15 protein-coding genes and 1 other annotated feature are annotated in these 16,366 nt (G+C 45.1%); of the genes, 3 read left to right on the top strand and 12 right to left on the bottom strand.

The genetic code is table 11. The features are described 5' to 3' along the window. Positions 1-47: 47 nt before the first annotated feature. Positions 48-212 carry a hypothetical protein gene (locus tag K5Q92_RS20760; protein ID WP_220770775.1) on the bottom strand — a complete coding sequence of 55 codons (165 nt, stop codon included), beginning with the start codon at positions 210-212 and terminating at the stop codon, positions 48-50. Further along, positions 122-240 (top strand) — a sequence feature (Phe leader region). (Overlaps the previous gene by 91 nt.) Before the next feature lie 75 nt (positions 241-315). On the opposite strand from K5Q92_RS20760, the gene K5Q92_RS20755 reads away from it, so the two are divergent. Continuing rightward, entirely contained in the window at positions 316-2,289 is a 1,974-nt protein-coding gene (locus K5Q92_RS20755; RefSeq protein ID WP_220770774.1) for a chorismate mutase, read from the top strand. A gap of 7 nt (positions 2,290-2,296) precedes the next feature. Here K5Q92_RS20755 and K5Q92_RS20750 read toward each other — a convergent pair whose 3' ends face one another. The 11 genes from K5Q92_RS20750 to ffh form a co-directional block, all read right to left on the bottom strand. Beyond that, positions 2,297-3,583: a sodium:proton antiporter gene (locus tag K5Q92_RS20750; protein ID WP_220770773.1), complete on the bottom strand. Its 1,287-nt coding sequence runs from the start codon at positions 3,581-3,583 to the stop codon at positions 2,297-2,299. A gap of 33 nt (positions 3,584-3,616) precedes the next feature. After that, positions 3,617-3,955, bottom strand: coding sequence for a hypothetical protein (locus K5Q92_RS20745; RefSeq protein ID WP_220770772.1), 339 nt, complete (start codon positions 3,953-3,955; stop codon positions 3,617-3,619). A 176-nt stretch (positions 3,956-4,131) separates the two neighbouring features. Beyond that, positions 4,132-5,259: a hybrid-cluster NAD(P)-dependent oxidoreductase gene (locus K5Q92_RS20740; protein WP_220770771.1), complete on the bottom strand. Its 1,128-nt coding sequence runs from the start codon at positions 5,257-5,259 to the stop codon at positions 4,132-4,134. Positions 5,260-5,366: 107 nt separating this feature from the next. Further along, positions 5,367-7,031 (bottom strand): hydroxylamine reductase, encoded by a 1,665-nt coding sequence (gene hcp, locus K5Q92_RS20735; RefSeq protein ID WP_220770770.1) that lies wholly within the window; start codon positions 7,029-7,031, stop codon positions 5,367-5,369. 303 nt (positions 7,032-7,334) lie between these two features. Next, the gene (tyrA, locus tag K5Q92_RS20730) at positions 7,335-8,474 is read right to left on the bottom strand and encodes a bifunctional chorismate mutase/prephenate dehydrogenase (protein ID WP_220770769.1); all 1,140 of its coding nucleotides are present in this window, start codon (positions 8,472-8,474) and stop codon (positions 7,335-7,337) included. Between the two features lie 14 nt (positions 8,475-8,488). Then, positions 8,489-9,580 (bottom strand): 3-deoxy-7-phosphoheptulonate synthase, encoded by a 1,092-nt coding sequence (locus tag K5Q92_RS20725; protein WP_220770768.1) that lies wholly within the window; start codon positions 9,578-9,580, stop codon positions 8,489-8,491. 464 nt (positions 9,581-10,044) lie between these two features. Next, the gene (gene rplS / locus K5Q92_RS20720; RefSeq protein ID WP_220770767.1) at positions 10,045-10,398 is read right to left on the bottom strand and encodes a 50S ribosomal protein L19; all 354 of its coding nucleotides are present in this window, start codon (positions 10,396-10,398) and stop codon (positions 10,045-10,047) included. A 36-nt stretch (positions 10,399-10,434) separates the two neighbouring features. Further along, positions 10,435-11,181: a tRNA (guanosine(37)-N1)-methyltransferase TrmD gene (gene trmD, locus K5Q92_RS20715; RefSeq protein ID WP_220770766.1), complete on the bottom strand. Its 747-nt coding sequence runs from the start codon at positions 11,179-11,181 to the stop codon at positions 10,435-10,437. A 15-nt stretch (positions 11,182-11,196) separates the two neighbouring features. Then, a complete protein-coding gene (gene rimM, locus K5Q92_RS20710) occupies positions 11,197-11,727 on the bottom strand; it encodes a ribosome maturation factor RimM (RefSeq protein ID WP_220770765.1) in 531 nt (176 codons plus the stop codon). 20 nt (positions 11,728-11,747) lie between these two features. Beyond that, positions 11,748-11,999 (bottom strand): 30S ribosomal protein S16, encoded by a 252-nt coding sequence (gene rpsP, locus K5Q92_RS20705; protein ID WP_012154307.1) that lies wholly within the window; start codon positions 11,997-11,999, stop codon positions 11,748-11,750. A gap of 217 nt (positions 12,000-12,216) precedes the next feature. Beyond that, entirely contained in the window at positions 12,217-13,590 is a 1,374-nt protein-coding gene (gene ffh / locus K5Q92_RS20700) for a signal recognition particle protein (RefSeq protein WP_220770764.1), read from the bottom strand. Positions 13,591-13,998: 408 nt separating this feature from the next. Here ffh and K5Q92_RS20695 point away from each other — a divergent pair, with 408 nt between their 5' ends. Both K5Q92_RS20695 and K5Q92_RS20690 read left to right on the top strand, forming a co-directional pair. Further along, the gene (locus tag K5Q92_RS20695; RefSeq protein WP_220770763.1) at positions 13,999-14,787 is read left to right on the top strand and encodes an inner membrane protein YpjD; all 789 of its coding nucleotides are present in this window, start codon (positions 13,999-14,001) and stop codon (positions 14,785-14,787) included. A gap of 137 nt (positions 14,788-14,924) precedes the next feature. Continuing rightward, a complete protein-coding gene (locus K5Q92_RS20690; RefSeq protein ID WP_220770762.1) occupies positions 14,925-16,205 on the top strand; it encodes an HlyC/CorC family transporter in 1,281 nt (426 codons plus the stop codon). Positions 16,206-16,366: the final 161 nt, after the last annotated feature.

The following is a 16,366-nucleotide window of genomic DNA, read 5'->3' as shown; positions in this document are numbered from 1 at the left end:
TATCATTGTTATGTTTTAATCCAAAGCGCGCCTTCGGGTGCGCTTTTTTATGCAAAAAACTCAATAAAACCAAGTTTTGATTGACACGCTTCTCCCACCCCTTTAGTTTTAATTCCATGAACAAAATCCATACTGTTATTTTTACTTTCTTTTTTATGCCCCCCACCCTCGGAGGCGGAATTTTGGTGTGAAAACGAAAGTGAAAATTCCAAAGCCTCCCACACGGGAGGCTTTTTTATATCAGCAAAGATAAGCATATATACGTAGGTTTATCCACTATGGGTATTGAGAGCATAATTAGATTCAGAGGCTAAGATGAGTAAACCACAACCCTTAAATCACACTCGAGAACAGATCACCAATCTCGATAATGAACTACTGGCCCTGCTTGCTAAGCGCCGAGAGTTAAGTTTAGATGTCGCCCGTAGTAAAGAGGTTGATGTAAGGCCTATACGCGATACAACTAGAGAGAAAGAATTGTTATCTCGCCTAGTGAAGCAAGGCCGAGAACAAGGCTTAGATGCCCACTATGTTATCTCATTGTACCAAAGCATTATCGAAGACTCAGTGCTGAATCAACAAGCCTACCTCCATGGCCGTGCCAACCCTGAGACACAGCAACAACAATACTGTATCGCCTACTTAGGCGCTAGAGGCTCCTATTCCTACCTCGCTGCGAGTCGATACTGTGATCGACGCCAAGTAAAGATGCAAGATCTAGGCTGTCAGAGCTTCGATGAAATCGTGCAAGCCGTCGAATCTGGCCATGCCGATTATGGCTTCCTACCAATTGAAAACACCTCATCGGGCTCAATTAATGAAGTCTATGACGTATTGCAGCACACGAGTCTTGCCATCGTTGGAGAGACAACTATAGAAGTTGGTCACTGCCTACTGGCTAACAGCGATAGCAATATTAGTGATATCAAAACCGTTTATGCTCACCCTCAGCCAATCAGCCAATGTAGCCGCTATTTGAGCCAACATGGTGAATTTAAACTAGAGTATTGCTCTAGCAGTGCAGAAGCGATGGAAAAAGTCTGTAATGCAAACGATAACAGTGTTGCCGCTATAGGTAGCGCCGAAGGTGGTGCCCTGTATCAACTTGAGGCTATTGAAACCGGCCTAGCCAATCAAAAAGTTAACCAAAGCCGTTTTATCGTTGTCGCTAGAAAAGCCGTCGAAGTCCCCTCTCAACTGCCGGCAAAGTGCACTCTGATTATGGCCACAGGACAGAAGCCCGGTGCACTAGTTGAAGCACTATTAGTTTTAAAGGCCCGTAATCTCAACATGAGTAAACTTGAGTCTCGCCCTATTCCAGGTACCCCTTGGGAAGAGATGTTCTACTTAGATGTTGACGCCAACCTTTCCAGCGAGCCAATGCAGGCTGCGCTGAAAGAGTTAGAAAAGACCACTCGCTTTATTAAAGTGCTTGGCTGCTACCCCTGTGAAACAGTTAAACCGACTCAACTAAGCAATAGCCAATTGATGATAGAGCCTGACACCTCTAAGGCGACGACGGTCACTGCAACGGAGCCAGCTAAGCAGCTACGTGTTAGCAAGCAATACAAGAGCGAGGCGACACAGGTTCTCTGCGGTCAACTAAATTTAGGAGCCGGAAATATCGGTGCCATCGCTCAGGTGCAACTGCCGCTAGATCTTCAACAATTTGAGCAATTGGCCAAGCATCTAAAAGAGTCTGGTTTCCAAGCTGTGGCTATCCAAGGTTTAAGCCAGCAAAGCGATCTAATTAACTCAATCGCTAAGTTTAAGCACGTGCTAACACAGTTCGATCTAGTCAATGTATTGGTTATTGAGCATGAAACAGACCTTCCCATTGCGACTCAATTTGCCGATGTGGTGATGTTGTCGGGTAATTTGATGTACAACCAAGCAATATTAACTCAGTTGGGCTCCTTGCTTATTCCTGTGGTGCTAGAGCGAAATACGATGGCGAGTGTCGATGACCTGCTCGATGCAGCCGAAACACTGCTAGGCCAAGGTAACCAGCAGCTCATTCTATGCGAGTCAGGTGTAAGTACTCTGAATAATTCAGGTAGACCGTCTCTCGACTTAGCTGCCCTCGTTGAGCTAAAAGCCCTTAGTCACTTACCTATTGTAGTGAACCCAAGCTATGCCATCGAAACAGAGCAGATGGCTACATTTGTTAGAGCGATTAAGCAGTTGAAGGGCGATGGTATGATGCTTAACCTAAATGCCCTTGAAGCATCAGCCCTCGAAGCAAACCCCGAGTTACTTAATGAGCTATTGAGAAATCTATATCACTAACCCTAAGTTAAGGTTTACGCCGAGCAACTTGCTCGGCGTTACTCTTATCAATCAGAATCGGAATAGTGGTACCTTGTATTAAAATCGAAAACACCACGACCGCGTACGTCATCACCATCAACAACTCTCTAAGATCAATATGACTGCCACTCACCAGTATCACTCCAGTAGGCAGACTCATCGCCATCGCTAGCGCTAAACCTCCCCGTAGCCCACCCCAGACCAAGATCTTTTCCGCGTAAGAGTTATAGTCTCTAAAACGCCTAAAACCATAATAAGGCAGGTAAATGCTAATGATCCGACCGATGAGTACGATAGGAACTGAAAGCAACATAAACCACCATAACTCGGCATCGAAATGAATGAGCAGCAACAACAAGCCCAGCAACAAGAAAAGCAATGAGTTAAAGAAAGACTCAATCAATAACCAAAAGCTATCAAGATGCCCCCACTCACTCTCTTTTAGCAGTTTAGGGACACTGACGTTTCCGATAATAATGCCGCAAGTCACCATAGCTAATGGTCCTGAAACCCCAAGCATATCGGCAACAACATAACCAGCAGTGGGAACCAGCAATGTCATAAGTAAGTACTGTGTGCGCTCTTCTGAAAGGTGCAACATACCGTGCAAAATTACGGCTAATAACGCTCCATATATCACACCGCCCATGGCTTCACGTATGAAGAGTCCTGTCACACTGCTAATGGTCAAAGGCTCGGTAGAGAAGGCGACCTGAGAAATGGCAACAAAAATAACTAAGCCGATACCATCATTAAATAGCGACTCCCCTTCTACCTGTATTGCGATATCCTCGGGCGCACCAAGCTGCTTGATAATGGCCAACACCGCTATCGGATCTGTTGGTGAGATCAGCGCCCCAAACAGTAAGCAATAGCTAAACTTAAGCGGAAGATCTAAAGCTCCAGACAAAATGTACAGTAAGCCACCAATGATCAAAGTTGACAGCACTGTGCCAACAAAGGCCAAAACTAAGATTTCCCACCTCTGTTGTTTCAAAACATTAAGCTTTATCTGCAACGCCCCTGCAAATAATAGAAAGCCTAACATGCCATTGAGCAGCAGCGCTTTAAAGTCGAGTTGCTCCAGATCGGTTACTAAGGTGGAATACAGTTCTAGTCCGAAAATTTTACCGGCAATCAAGATAACTAAGCTTAAACATAATGCTAATGCCGTTATGGTGATTGTCTGTTGCCAACGGTGTAATCGTGAAGAGATGAGTGAAATAACTAAAGCGAGCGCAGAAAGCAGGCAGAGGATTTCATAACTGGTCAAAAGCGAGCCTCGGGTGGGAGTTGACAGAAAAAGTTAAATAGTTCGACCTTCAATTAGGCTAAGCCAACCTTTAATTATCCTACCACTGAACCATACCGCAGCGATGACATAAAGCGCCGCACTTAACCATACTTGAGTCGCTAAGTAGCCTGTAGTCATCAGTAAAAACATCCCTATAATAGACCAGCGTTGCCAGCGCAAATGAATAGCCAATATGCTATTAGGGTTTTGTTGAGGTTGGTAAAGGTTAATGAGTAAGCTTAGGGCGGCAGGCAACAGCATGATAGGAAAACATGCCATAAGCGCATATAGCAGATGCGCAAGACTCGTGTCTTCTAGCGCTAGCGACTGAGAATGTAATGTTGATGCCATACGCCACTCCATCGAAAGATGATATCAATTGATATAAAAGACAGGCGCAAATCCATCATGCCTGTCTTTAACCTTACTTTCTCATTGTGAGTTACGCAACTTTCGCATCTGATTTATTTCAATAATTTAATCAAATTGACTTAAATAAGCCCAATTAATAATACTGAAAGGATAATCTAAAGTTCTAGCCTCGTATCTGACTTTAACTTAGTTGAACAAGCTAACACGTAGCCTTGAGCTATCTCGTCAGGCGTTAGTGCCATCTGGCTAGAAGATTCGACCTCCCCCTCAACAACTTTACACTTACAGGCACCGCAAACGCCCGAACGGCAAGCGGCGATAATAGGCAGACCTTCAGCTTCGATGCCATCTAATAGGGTTTGTTCTGCAGACAGAGCGCGGCTTCTATCACCGATATTCAGCATAAAGCCGCTTGTATCAACACTCTTGTCAACACTCTTGTCAAAATTCGTGCCTGCACTTTGTTCTTTAACGGCTTCAAGCTCTGCACTATCGCCTTTAAAACTACCGAAACTTTCTTGATGGAACTTGGTCATATCAAAGCCTAATGACTCAAGCAGTGCTTTAACCGCTTGCATATAGGGCTCTGGGCCGCAAACAAACACAGTTCGCGTCTTATAATCTGGCACCAAGCGCTCTAGCCTTTCACCACTTAATCGACCAGCCAAAGGATCGATATACTCATTAAATGATTCACCAGGCTCTTCTAAAATATAGTTAAGCGTAAACCTCTCACTTCGCTTTGCCATCTGCATCAGTGAGCTCTCAAAAATCAGGTCATTGTCTGATTTAGCACTGTGAACAAAGCTGATATCTGGGCCGATTTCAGTATCGGTTAACCAACGCGACATCGAGTACATGGGAGTAATACCACAGCCTGCACTTAAAAATAGATACTTATCGGCTTGAATATCAACTAGGTTAAACACACCGTCAGGTCCCAGCGCTCGCACCATATGACCCACTTCAAGATTATCGGCCAAATAGTTAGAAACCTTGCCACCTTCAATACGTTTAACAGTTAATACTATTGAATAAGGGCGAGAAGGCGAAGAGCTAATGGTATAACTGCGCGCAATTTTCTCACCATTAATTTCAAGCAATAGCGTTAAGAACTGCCCAGGCTTAAAATGAAACTTCACAGGTTGTGTCCCTTGGAAGCGAAAACTCATTACATCGTGAGTTTCACTCCACTTTTCAACACACACCAATTGATGCTCACCAGACTGCCATTGCACTGCGGAAAAAGACTCTGCCGTTGACGCTTGTTTATTCATTGCCATATTCACTCAAAACCTACCTATCCCGCTTAAAGCGAGTTATCCCTAAGCTAAAAGTGGCCACACATTGGCGGCCACTTTGACTTACATCATAAGCAACGGTTTAGCCGTTATGCCACATTAAGAATGCGATTAAGATCCGCTTCAACGGTTGTGGTATTACGAAGGCCAAACTTCTCTTCTAGCACTTTTGCCAGATTAGGGGTTAAGAAAGCCGGCGCTGTTGGGCCAGTGATAATGTTCTTCACACCGAGAGACAGTAACGTCAATAGTACAACAATGGCTTTCTGCTCAAACCAAGATAGCACTAATGTTAACGGTAGCTCATTGATGTCACACTCAAAGGCTTCAGACAGTGCGATAGCAAGCTGAATCGCTGAGTATGAGTCATTACATTGACCAATATCTAACAGGCGTGGGATACCGTTGATGTCACCAAACTCAAGTTTATTGAACTTGTACTTACCACAACCCAGAGTCAGGATAACCGAATCTGCTGGCGCTTGAGTCGCGATATCGGTGAAGTAACCACGCTCTTGCTTATCACCGTCACAACCACCGACTAAGAAGAAATGCTTGATTGCACCACTCTTCACATTCTCAATTACGGTCGGCGCTGCGGCCATCAGTGCATTGCGAGCAAAACCTATGGTGATTAGATGGGGGATCTCATCATAGATAAAGCCTTCTAGCGACTCCGCTTTGGCAATCACTTCACTGAAATCATCACCAACCAAGTGAGTCACACCAGGCCAGCCTACGATGCTACGAGTGAAGATACGGTCTGAATAGTCACCAACATTTGGGTCGATGATACAGTTAGATGTCATTACAACTGCGCCAGGGAATGTCGCAAATTCTTTTTGCTGATTCTGCCATGCGCTGCCGTAGTTACCCACTAAGTGTGAGTACTTCTTAAGCTCTGGATAAGCCAATGCTGGCAACATCTCACCATGGGTATAGACATTGATGCCCTTACCTTCAGTTTGCTCAAGAATTAGCTCAAGATCTTTCATGTCATGACCAGACACTAAGATAGCCTTACCTTTTACAGACTTGGTATTAACCTGTGTCGGCTCTGGGTGACCAAAGGCGTGGGTTTCACCTTCATCGAGCATCGCCATCACGCGGTAGTTAAGCTGGCCAATCTGCATTGCAGTATTAAAGAGCTTATCTGCATCGACAGAGTCTTCACCAAGGAAAGCCATAATCTCATGGAATTCACCGGCAACTTCATCGCTAGTTTGATCCAGTACACGAGCATGCTCCATGTATGCTGCCGCGCCCTTTAGACCATACAGACAAAGTAAGCGTAGGCCCATGATATCCTCGTGAACTTCATCTTTACCACGATTAGGTACAGCTTGAATAGCCTGAGTTAGCATTTCAGGTTTAGTTGCGCCCAATACAAGCTGCATTGGTGCATTCATTGGCTTTGCTTCGATATTTAGTTCGCTACACTTAGCTTCATAAGCCGCTTTTAAGCGATTACGGAATGTTTCAGCCTGAGTGGTGTAGGCGATGATACGGTCATCATCGAAGTTAACATTAGTTAGCGTAGCGAAGAATGCTTTCGGCACAAAGGTATCAATTTCGTGGTCGATAATACCGACTTCACGAGCTAACGCTGCATAAGATGACACGCCTTGGAGAATGTAGATAAGCAGATCTTGTAAGTCTGAAGTATCAGATGATTTACCGCACATACCTTGAGTGTAGCTACAGCCATTACCCGCAGGTGTTCTAATTGTTTGCTCACATTGAATACAAAACACGACATTAACTCCTATTTTTAATCATGCATATTATTTACATGTTTTAAGGTTAGTCTACGCTTCTTGGGAAATAGCTAAAGGACTTTCTGAAACTAATGGGCAAAACTATGAAAGAGATCACTTTAAGTAATGGCTAATGCATTTATTTAGACGGTATCGATTTAGCCGATGATTTAAATAACCCCCATAAAAATAGCAACTTAAAACACCCCCTAGTACTCAATCACGCTAAATGCTCTTTTTAGGGCACTAAAAAAAGGAGCCTAAGCTCCTTTTTCAATATTGTTTGTGTGATTCAACACACTAGCCAGTTTTCATATCGTTAACCGATTGCAGCATCGCACGGCTCTCTCTTTGGAACTGTGGTGCAAAGTCACCAAACCAACGAGAGACCTCTTCAAACTGTGCGACAAATGCTTCTCGGTTGCCAGACTTGAGAATAGACAAAGCTTGAGAGTAATTATCGAGATAATCGCTGATGGCAACCAAACTCTCCTCTTGGGCAAAAATAATATCGGCGTAAAGCTCAGGACTTTGTGCAAATAGTCGGCCTACCATGGCTAGCTCTAAACGGTAGATTGGCGAGCTAAACTGCAGCAAAGACTCAATATCCGCCTCCTCTTTATAAAGATTTAAACCATATACAAAAGAGGAGAAGTGGCGCATAGCCTGGACCAGTTGCATCGCCTTATCGTGTTTAGTCGGTTCGGTTTCGACAATACGTGCGCCCCAGATCTGGATTTGTTCAATCAGCCATTGATAAGCCTCGCTATCTCGGCCATGACACACGACTACAACCTGTTTAGCTAGGCTACCCACATCGGGCCCAAACATCGGGTGTAGGCCAAGCACTGGACCAGAATGCGCTGCAAGCATCGCTTCCATCGGTGCGCCTTTAATCGAGGTCAAGTCCGCCAAAATACAGTGTTTAGGCAAATTAGTCAGCCTTTGAGCTATTAGCTCACAGGTGATGTTGATGGGCACTGTGACAATCACCAGGCCGGCGCCATCGAAGATAGCCTCACTATTGGCCCAGTCATCTTTATCAAGCGACCTAACCTCATAACCTGAAAGTGTCAGCATCTGTGAAAACAAACCACCAAGTTTACCCTCACCGCCCACGATAACCACATGACCTAAGTCTGCTTTCACCTGCTTAAAGCCGACATCTTTCTCATTAAGGTAGGATTCGCGCATCAGTCGTCGCAGAATATCTTCAATGAGCTGCGGTGACACATTCATTGACTTAGCTTCTTCTCGCCGCTTAGCCAACATATTGGCCTCACGCTGGGGAGCATAGATAGGCAAACCCGCACCGTGTTTTACCGCGCCTACTTGAGCGACTAAATCTAATCGTTTGCGTAGCAGATGCAGCAACTGCTGATCGACACCGTCAATCAAACCTCTTAGATTTTCAAGCTCTGCGGTGGTCTTCTCATTCATCTTTGTTTCTTCCATCAGCCGTTTGCAACTTTTAGCATATCAAATCTTGTCGGTAATACCGAGGCCAACACTTCGGCTCCTTCGCGTAATAGTGCTTCAGTGGTTTGCCAGTCAATACAGGCATCGGTTACAGACACACCATAGGCGAGCTGTTCCATTGGTAAATCACTACTCTGCTTGCCTGCGTTTAGATGGCTCTCAAGCATCACACCGATAATAGACTTATTACCCACTGCAATTTGATTGAACACATCCTCACAAACAGGCTTTTGCTTATTGTGATCTTTAGATGAATTACCATGGCTACAATCAACGATAAGGCGAGCACTTAGATTGGCTCCATGCAGCTGAACCTCGCACTCCGCCACACTGGCAGCATCGTAGTTAGGCTGTTTGCCACCACGTAAAATCACATGACCGTCAGGATTACCAGCCGTTTGCAGCAGTGCTACCTGCCCCTTCTGATTTATCCCCATGAAGCGGTGAGAGCTAGCAGCTGACTCTAATGCATTGATGGCCACCCCAAGCTTTCCGTCTGTGCCGTTCTTAAAGCCTACTGGCATAGAAAGACCTGACGCCATCTCGCGGTGGGTTTGTGACTCAGTGGTGCGTGCACCTATGGCAGACCAGGTCACCAACTCTGACATGTATTGTGGACTAATAGGGTCGAGCGCCTCTGTGGCTACAGGTAACTCGAGTTCGGCCAGCCAGATCATCAGCTCGCGAGCCTGCCTAAGACCCTTATCCACATCGAAGGACTCATCCATATCAGGATCATTAATCATACCTTTCCAGCCTACGGTGGTGCGTGGCTTCTCAAAGTAGACTCGCATCAACACGAAAAACTGCTCACCAAGTTCATCATGTAGCTTCTTCAGCTTAAGGGCATACTCTTTGGCTGCTTCTATATCGTGGATCGAGCAAGGACCCGAGATCACTAGCACACGGTTATCACGCTTATGGACAATATCAGCAACTGTCTTTCTCGCGTTGAGGATATATTGGTAGGCATGCTTAGACAGAGGTAGCTCACGCTTTAACTCCTCAGGAGTCACTAACACTTGCTCAGAACTAATATGGACATTGTTAATTGTATCTTGTTGCATGATTACCACCTGTTAATCTCTTATCTGCTCTATAACTCAACGACCTTTACTACACGGAAGACGTCTCTACGATTATGTAAACTATTCACCAAAGGTAATACCGTAACGGTACACCATTACACCTTGGAAACACTATGCCTTTACCCAGATATAAGATCAAGGGGCATTTCCAATAAATGAAAAATTCTAATCTTAGGATTTTAGGTTATGGAGTGAATAGTTACATAGGGGAGTAATAACTACCTAAGCACGCGCTATGAATCATACCAACTTGCACAAAGCTAGCTTGAGTTTAAGCATAGGAGCTAAATAGGCTGAGTCGCTTTTATACAGCTTGGGAGCTTATGCTGAGAATAGGGAAATGGTGAGGTGAATGACGAAAATAGCAAATTTAGGTAACAAAAAACCGCCATATAGGCGGTTTCTCGTGCGAACACTGCATCTTATTTATAGCGAGTACTAAATTACTTAGTAGCAAGCTTCTCACGGATACGTGCAGACTTACCTGAACGATCACGTAGGTAGTAAAGCTTAGCACGACGAACACGGCCGCGACGCTTAACTTCGATGCTAGAGATGATTGGGCTGTGAGTCTGGAACGCACGCTCAACACCTTCACCATTAGAGATTTTACGTACTGTGAATGCAGAGTGAACGCCGCGGTTACGCTTAGCGATTACAACGCCTTCAAACGCCTGTAGACGCTCTTTACCGCCTTCTACAACACGTACTTTAACAATTACTGTATCACCGGCACCAAATTGTGGTACGTCGGTTTTCATTTGCTCTTCGTTGAGCATTTTGATGATGTTATTCATTAAATAAACTCCATACTAGTAATAACTGCGCTTCGACTAATCATCTTGTTTGATGGTGTCAACAAATTCAGCTAGAAGCTTCTCTTGTTCGCCAGTCAGAGCTAGATTTTCAAGTAATTCTGGCCGTCTCAACAAAGTCCTACCTAGGCTTTGCTGTAGACGCCAGCGTCTAATATGTTCGTGGTTGCCACTTAACAATACGGCTGGAACATCCAAACCATCCAAGCTTTCAGGACGCGTATAGTGGGGACAATCCAGTAAGCCATCAGAGAAGGAGTCCTGCTCTGCGGAAGCTTGTTTTCCTAGCACGCCAGGAACCAATCTTGATACTGAATCAATCAGAGTCATCGCTGGAAGCTCACCGCCCGAAAGCACGTAATCTCCAATCGACCACTCTTCATCCACTTCAGTCTGAATGATGCGCTCGTCAATACCTTCGTATCGTCCACACACCAAAATCAAACTAGATGATTGCGCTAACTCTTCAACGCCTTGCTGTGTCAGCTTACGGCCTTGAGGAGAAAGGTAAATCACCTTTGCCTCGTTTCCAGCTGCAGCTTTCGCTGCATGAATAGCGTCACGTAGAGGCTGCACCATCATTAACATTCCAGGGCCACCACCATATGGGCGATCATCCACTGTTTTATGTTTATCATGGGTGAAATCTCGAGGATTCCACGTTTGCAACTCTAGCAACCCTTTGCTAACTGCACGACCCGTTACACCAAAATCTGTTACGGCACGAAACATCTCGGGAAACAGGGTTACTACCCCTAACCACATATGTTGTACCTCGACTTAGAAGTCCGGATCCCAATCCACTAAAATCTGTTTTGCTGCCAAGTCCACCTTTTGGATGAACTGTTCAGTAACAAAGGGAATCATACGTTCCGCTTTGCCAAAGCCATCTTTCGCGTTTGCTTTAACTAAAAGTACGTCATTCGATCCTGTTTCCACGATCTCTTGTACCGTCCCCATGTTATAGCCTTTGGTATTAACCACTTCACATCCGATAAGATCTCGCCAGTAGAATTCATCTTCTGGAAGTTCTTGCATCTGTTCCGGGGTTACGGCGATCTCACAGTTTGTAAGCGCCTGAGCCTCGTCCCGTGTTGTTACGCCTTCAAGACAAGCAACGACTGCTTTACCTTGGAAACGCCACTGGATGACTTTAACCTCGCGCCATTCGCCTTGTTCTTTAATAAGCCAAGGTGAATAGTCAAAAATACCTTCAACAGAGTCGGTATAGGTAGTGATCTTCAACCAACCTTTAATGCCATAACTTGAACCAATTTTGCCAAGGATGACAGGCTCTTGTTTACTACTCATCAATCTATACCCTAACGCTATTAAGCAGCAGCTTTACGAGCGTCTTTGATCAATTTTGCTACACGATCAGTAGTAGCAGCACCGTTAGCAACCCAGTGCTCAACACGGTCAAGATCTAAGCGTAGAGCTTCTTCTTGGCCACGAGCTACAGGGTTAAAAAAGCCAACACGCTCAATGAAACGACCGTCACGGGCGTTACGGCTGTCAGCTACAACGATGTTATAAAATGGACGCTTTTTTGCGCCGCCACGAGCTAAACGAATGGTAACCATGCGTTTTGTATCCTCTAATGATTTGCTTTTTATCAAGCAAAAGTAAAAACTGAAACTCCGTGTTCGCGGAGAGCCCCAGATAGAAAGCCGGCAGATTTTACCTGACTGACCGGCGAATGCAACCGTAATCGGCGTTTTTTACACCTAAAACGATTTACAGACCAGATTGAAATTCAATCTAGTCTGTAAATTTGACTTTGCAGAATCTAAAGATAGCCTAGCGGCCCGGCATTTTCATGCCTGGAGGCAGCATACCACTCATGCCGCGCATCATCTTTTTCATGCCACCTTTTGATGACATTTTTTTCATCATTTTCTGCATTTGGGTGAACTGTTTAAGTAAACGGTTCACATCTTGAATTTGTGTGCCGCTGCCCATCGCGATTCTGCGCTTACGCGAACCTTTGATGATATCAGGACGCTGACGCTCACCAGGAGTCATAGAATTGATAATCGCTTCCATCTGCCCAGTCATTTTGCCATCTTGAACTTGAGCAAGCGCTTCCGGTGGTAATTGCCCCACACCTGGTAGCTTCTCAATCATGTTCATCATGCCGCCCATATTCTTCATTTGCTGCAGCTGCTCTCGGAAGTCTTCTAAATCAAAGCTTCCGCCCTTCTTGACTTTAGCCGCAAGCTTCATCGCCTTTTCTTGGTCAACGCCGCGTTCAACCTCTTCAATAAGAGATAGCACATCGCCCATGCCTAGAATACGTGACGCTACACGCTCAGGATGAAACGCCTCTAGAGCATCGGTCTTTTCACCCACACCCAAGAACTTAATTGGCTTACCCGTGATATGACGAATAGAAAGCGCCGCGCCACCACGTGCATCACCATCGACTTTTGTCAGTACCACACCAGTTAGCGGTAGGGCTTCGTTAAACGCTTTAGCGGTATTGGCCGCATCTTGACCCGTCATCGCATCAACGACAAACAGCGTCTCAACAGGCTTAACTGCAGCATGAAGCTCTTTAATCTCATCCATCATCGCTTCGTCTACATGCAGGCGACCTGCAGTATCGAGGATAACGACATCGATGAATTTTAATTTAGCGTGTGCAATCGCAGCGTTAGCAATATCGACTGGTTTTTGGCTAACATCTGACGGGAAGAATTCCACTTCCACTTCACCGGCCAAGGTTTCTAGCTGCTTGATAGCCGCTGGGCGGTATACGTCAGCCGAAACAACAAGTACTGACTTTTTTGAGCGCTCGCGTAAGAACTTAGACAGTTTAGCAACACTGGTCGTTTTACCGGCACCTTGTAAACCCGCCATCATGATGACTGCTGGCGGTTGAGCCGACAGATCCAAAGCTTCGTTCGACTCGCCCATGGCGTTTTCAAGTTCGCTTTGAACGATCTTAATAAAGGCTTGGCCTGGACTTAGACTCTTTGAAACCTCTTGCCCAACAGCGCGTTCTTTTACGCTATTTACGAATTCACGCACCACAGGCAAGGCAACATCGGCCTCAAGAAGAGCCATGCGGACTTCGCGTAAGGTTTCCTTAACGTTATCTTCCGTTAAGCGACCACGGCCACTGATATTTTTCAGAGTCCGTGACAATCTGTCAGTTAAGTTCTCAAACATTATCCAGTTCTTTACCGTTTAAAATTGCTATTGATAGGGCTGTATTATAGCGATGCCCAGTAATTATGCTACAGAATGAATCAAGTTACTTTGACAACTAACGACGGTTAAAGATAAAAAATGGCCAAAAATCACTTATAAGGTAAAAAATCGACCTATTTTTGCAACCGAGGTCACTGCCCAAATCCCATTAGCTCATGCTATTCTACACCATAATGTTACGTGCTAACTTAGTGATTAAAGTCGAAATGACTTTCGCGGGCTGACGAGACACGATATTTTAGTTCACTCAGTGATTTAACTCAGGTTTGAATCACGCTAGTATGCAAGTCAGTTAGTCTGCTTTACACAAACATTAAAAGCATGTGTTAACGCATCAGGTTTATAAAACAAATAGGTTAATACTCAATGGTTATTTTCTCAGCTTCAGCCATGTTGTTTTACAGTATTGCTTTGGTTCTCGTCGCAAGTCGACTTTTTCATGTTGACGGTCCAAACAGAAAGTTAGTCGCTGGCGTGGCTGCCGTTGGTGTTGTATTACACGCTGCGGCGCTATATCAAGCCATTGTGACAGGTGATGGACAAAACTTCAGTTTAACCAATGTGATATCTATGGTTAACTGGATCATTACCTTTAGCTTTACCATCTTACTATTCAGGCTCAAAGTTATCGTCGTACTGCCTGTTGTCTATGCCTGCTCGGTGATCTCGGTTGCACTGCTTTGGCTAGTGCCACCAGAATACATAATTCATTTTGAAATCCATCCTGATGTGTTAGTTCACGTTGTGTTGTCATTAATGGCTTATAGTGCCCTGATGATTGCCGCGCTCTACGCAATCCAGTTAGCGATTATTCAAAACCGCCTTAAGAGCAAAAAGCTGGTGATGACCTCGGCCATGCCGCCGCTCATGACCGTTGAAAAGCAGCTTTATCATCTGGTGATTGTGGGTGTAATTTTATTAAGCTTATCACTCGCGACAGGCTTTATCTTCCTCGATGATATGTTTGAAGAGGGCAAAGGCCATAAAGCGGTATTATCCATCATGGCTTGGTGCGTCTATATCGCGATGTTAGCTCAGCAGTATTGGGTTGGTTGTCGTATTAGAGCGGCTGTCGCCTACACCTTAACTGGTGGTGTCCTACTCTCTTTAGCCTACTTCGGCGCCCGTGTAGTTAAAGAGTTGATCCTCAGCTAAGCCTCAACTTTAGTCTATTGACCCGCCTAAGTCTGGCGGGTCAAACTTGACACCCTCTCGAAACTTCTGTAATTACTAATTTTTATTTAGTGCCTTTTTATTCGCCCTTTCTTTAAACAACAGCGGAGTTCCAACATTTGGACGATATATCCACTGGCGTACTTTTAACTATTTTGTTCGTCTTAATCTTACTCTCAGCCTACTTCTCCGGCTCAGAAACCGCCATGATGTCGCTCAACCGGTACCGTCTTCGTCACTTAGCTAATAGTGGTCATAAAGGGGCTAAACGCGCCACTATGATGCTTGAAAGGCCCGACAGACTGATTGGGCTTATTCTTATCGGCAATAACCTAGTTAATATTCTCGCGTCGGCTATTGCGACCATTATTGGCATACGTTTATTTGGTGATGTGGGGGTCGCCATCTCGACCGGTGTATTAACCTTGGTGGTTCTGGTCTTTGCCGAGGTCACTCCAAAAACCGTTGCAGCGCTGCATCCAGAACGCATCGCTTTTCCTTCTAGCATAATCCTGCGGGGCCTGTTAGTCGTCCTCTCCCCATTAGTCAAAGTCGTTAACTTTATTACCTCAACTTTCTTGCGTCTATTGGGGATCCACTCAGTAAAAGCCGATGATGCCCTTAGCCAAGAGGAGCTTCGAACCGTTGTGAATGAAGCAGGCGCGCTTATACCGCAGCGCCACCAAGAGATGCTGCTTTCAATCATGGATCTGGAGAACGTCACCGTAGATGACATCATGATCCCACGCTCCGACTTATATGCCATCAACATCAATGACGACTTCAAGAGCATCAATAAGCAGGTCATTCAAAGCCCACACACCCGAGTATTACTCTATCGCGACACAATCGATGACGCAGTAGGCTTTGTCCACCTAAGAGATGCGCTGCGCCTTCAATCTAAAGGACAATTTAGTAAGTCGTCACTCTTGCGTGCGGTAAAAGAGCTGTACTTTATTCCTGAAGCAACCCCACTCAATGTGCAGCTGTCGAACTTTCAGCATAATAAAGAGCGCATCGGCTTAGTTGTTGATGAATATGGCGACATTCAAGGCTTAGTGACATTAGAAGATATTTTAGAAGAGATTGTCGGTGACTTTACCACCTCGATGGTCGCGCCACCGAGCGAAGATATCACCCCACAGCAAGATGGTAGTTATCTGATTGAGGCTAGTATTAATATTCGCGAACTCAATAAGGAAATGGACTGGTATTTCCCTATTGATGGGCCTAAGACCATTAATGGCCTAGTGCTGGAATACCTTGAAGATATCCCCGAGCCAAACACCTCAATGCGTCTTTATGGCTATCCGCTAGAAGTGGTTGATGTGGCGGATAACATGATTAAAACCGTGCGTGTTATGCCCATGCATTATCTGCCACCGAAAAAAAACGATTAAAAAAGGCGCCAATCGGCGCCTTTTTTACAGTTTCTGTCTTGTCCTGGAATGTGTTTACACATTTAGGACTTTATTATGACCACACCAATACCAGCCCGCGTTAAGCGAACACAGCGAGATTATTCGTTAGGCTTTAAATTACAAGTTGTAGCTGCCGTAGA

The sequence above is a fragment of the Shewanella sp. MBTL60-007 genome (assembly GCF_019654915.1).
Taxonomy (GTDB): domain Bacteria; phylum Pseudomonadota; class Gammaproteobacteria; order Enterobacterales; family Shewanellaceae; genus Shewanella.
The sequence above is the reverse complement of the archived record's forward strand: the minus strand, read 5'-3'. Positions and strand labels throughout refer to the sequence as shown.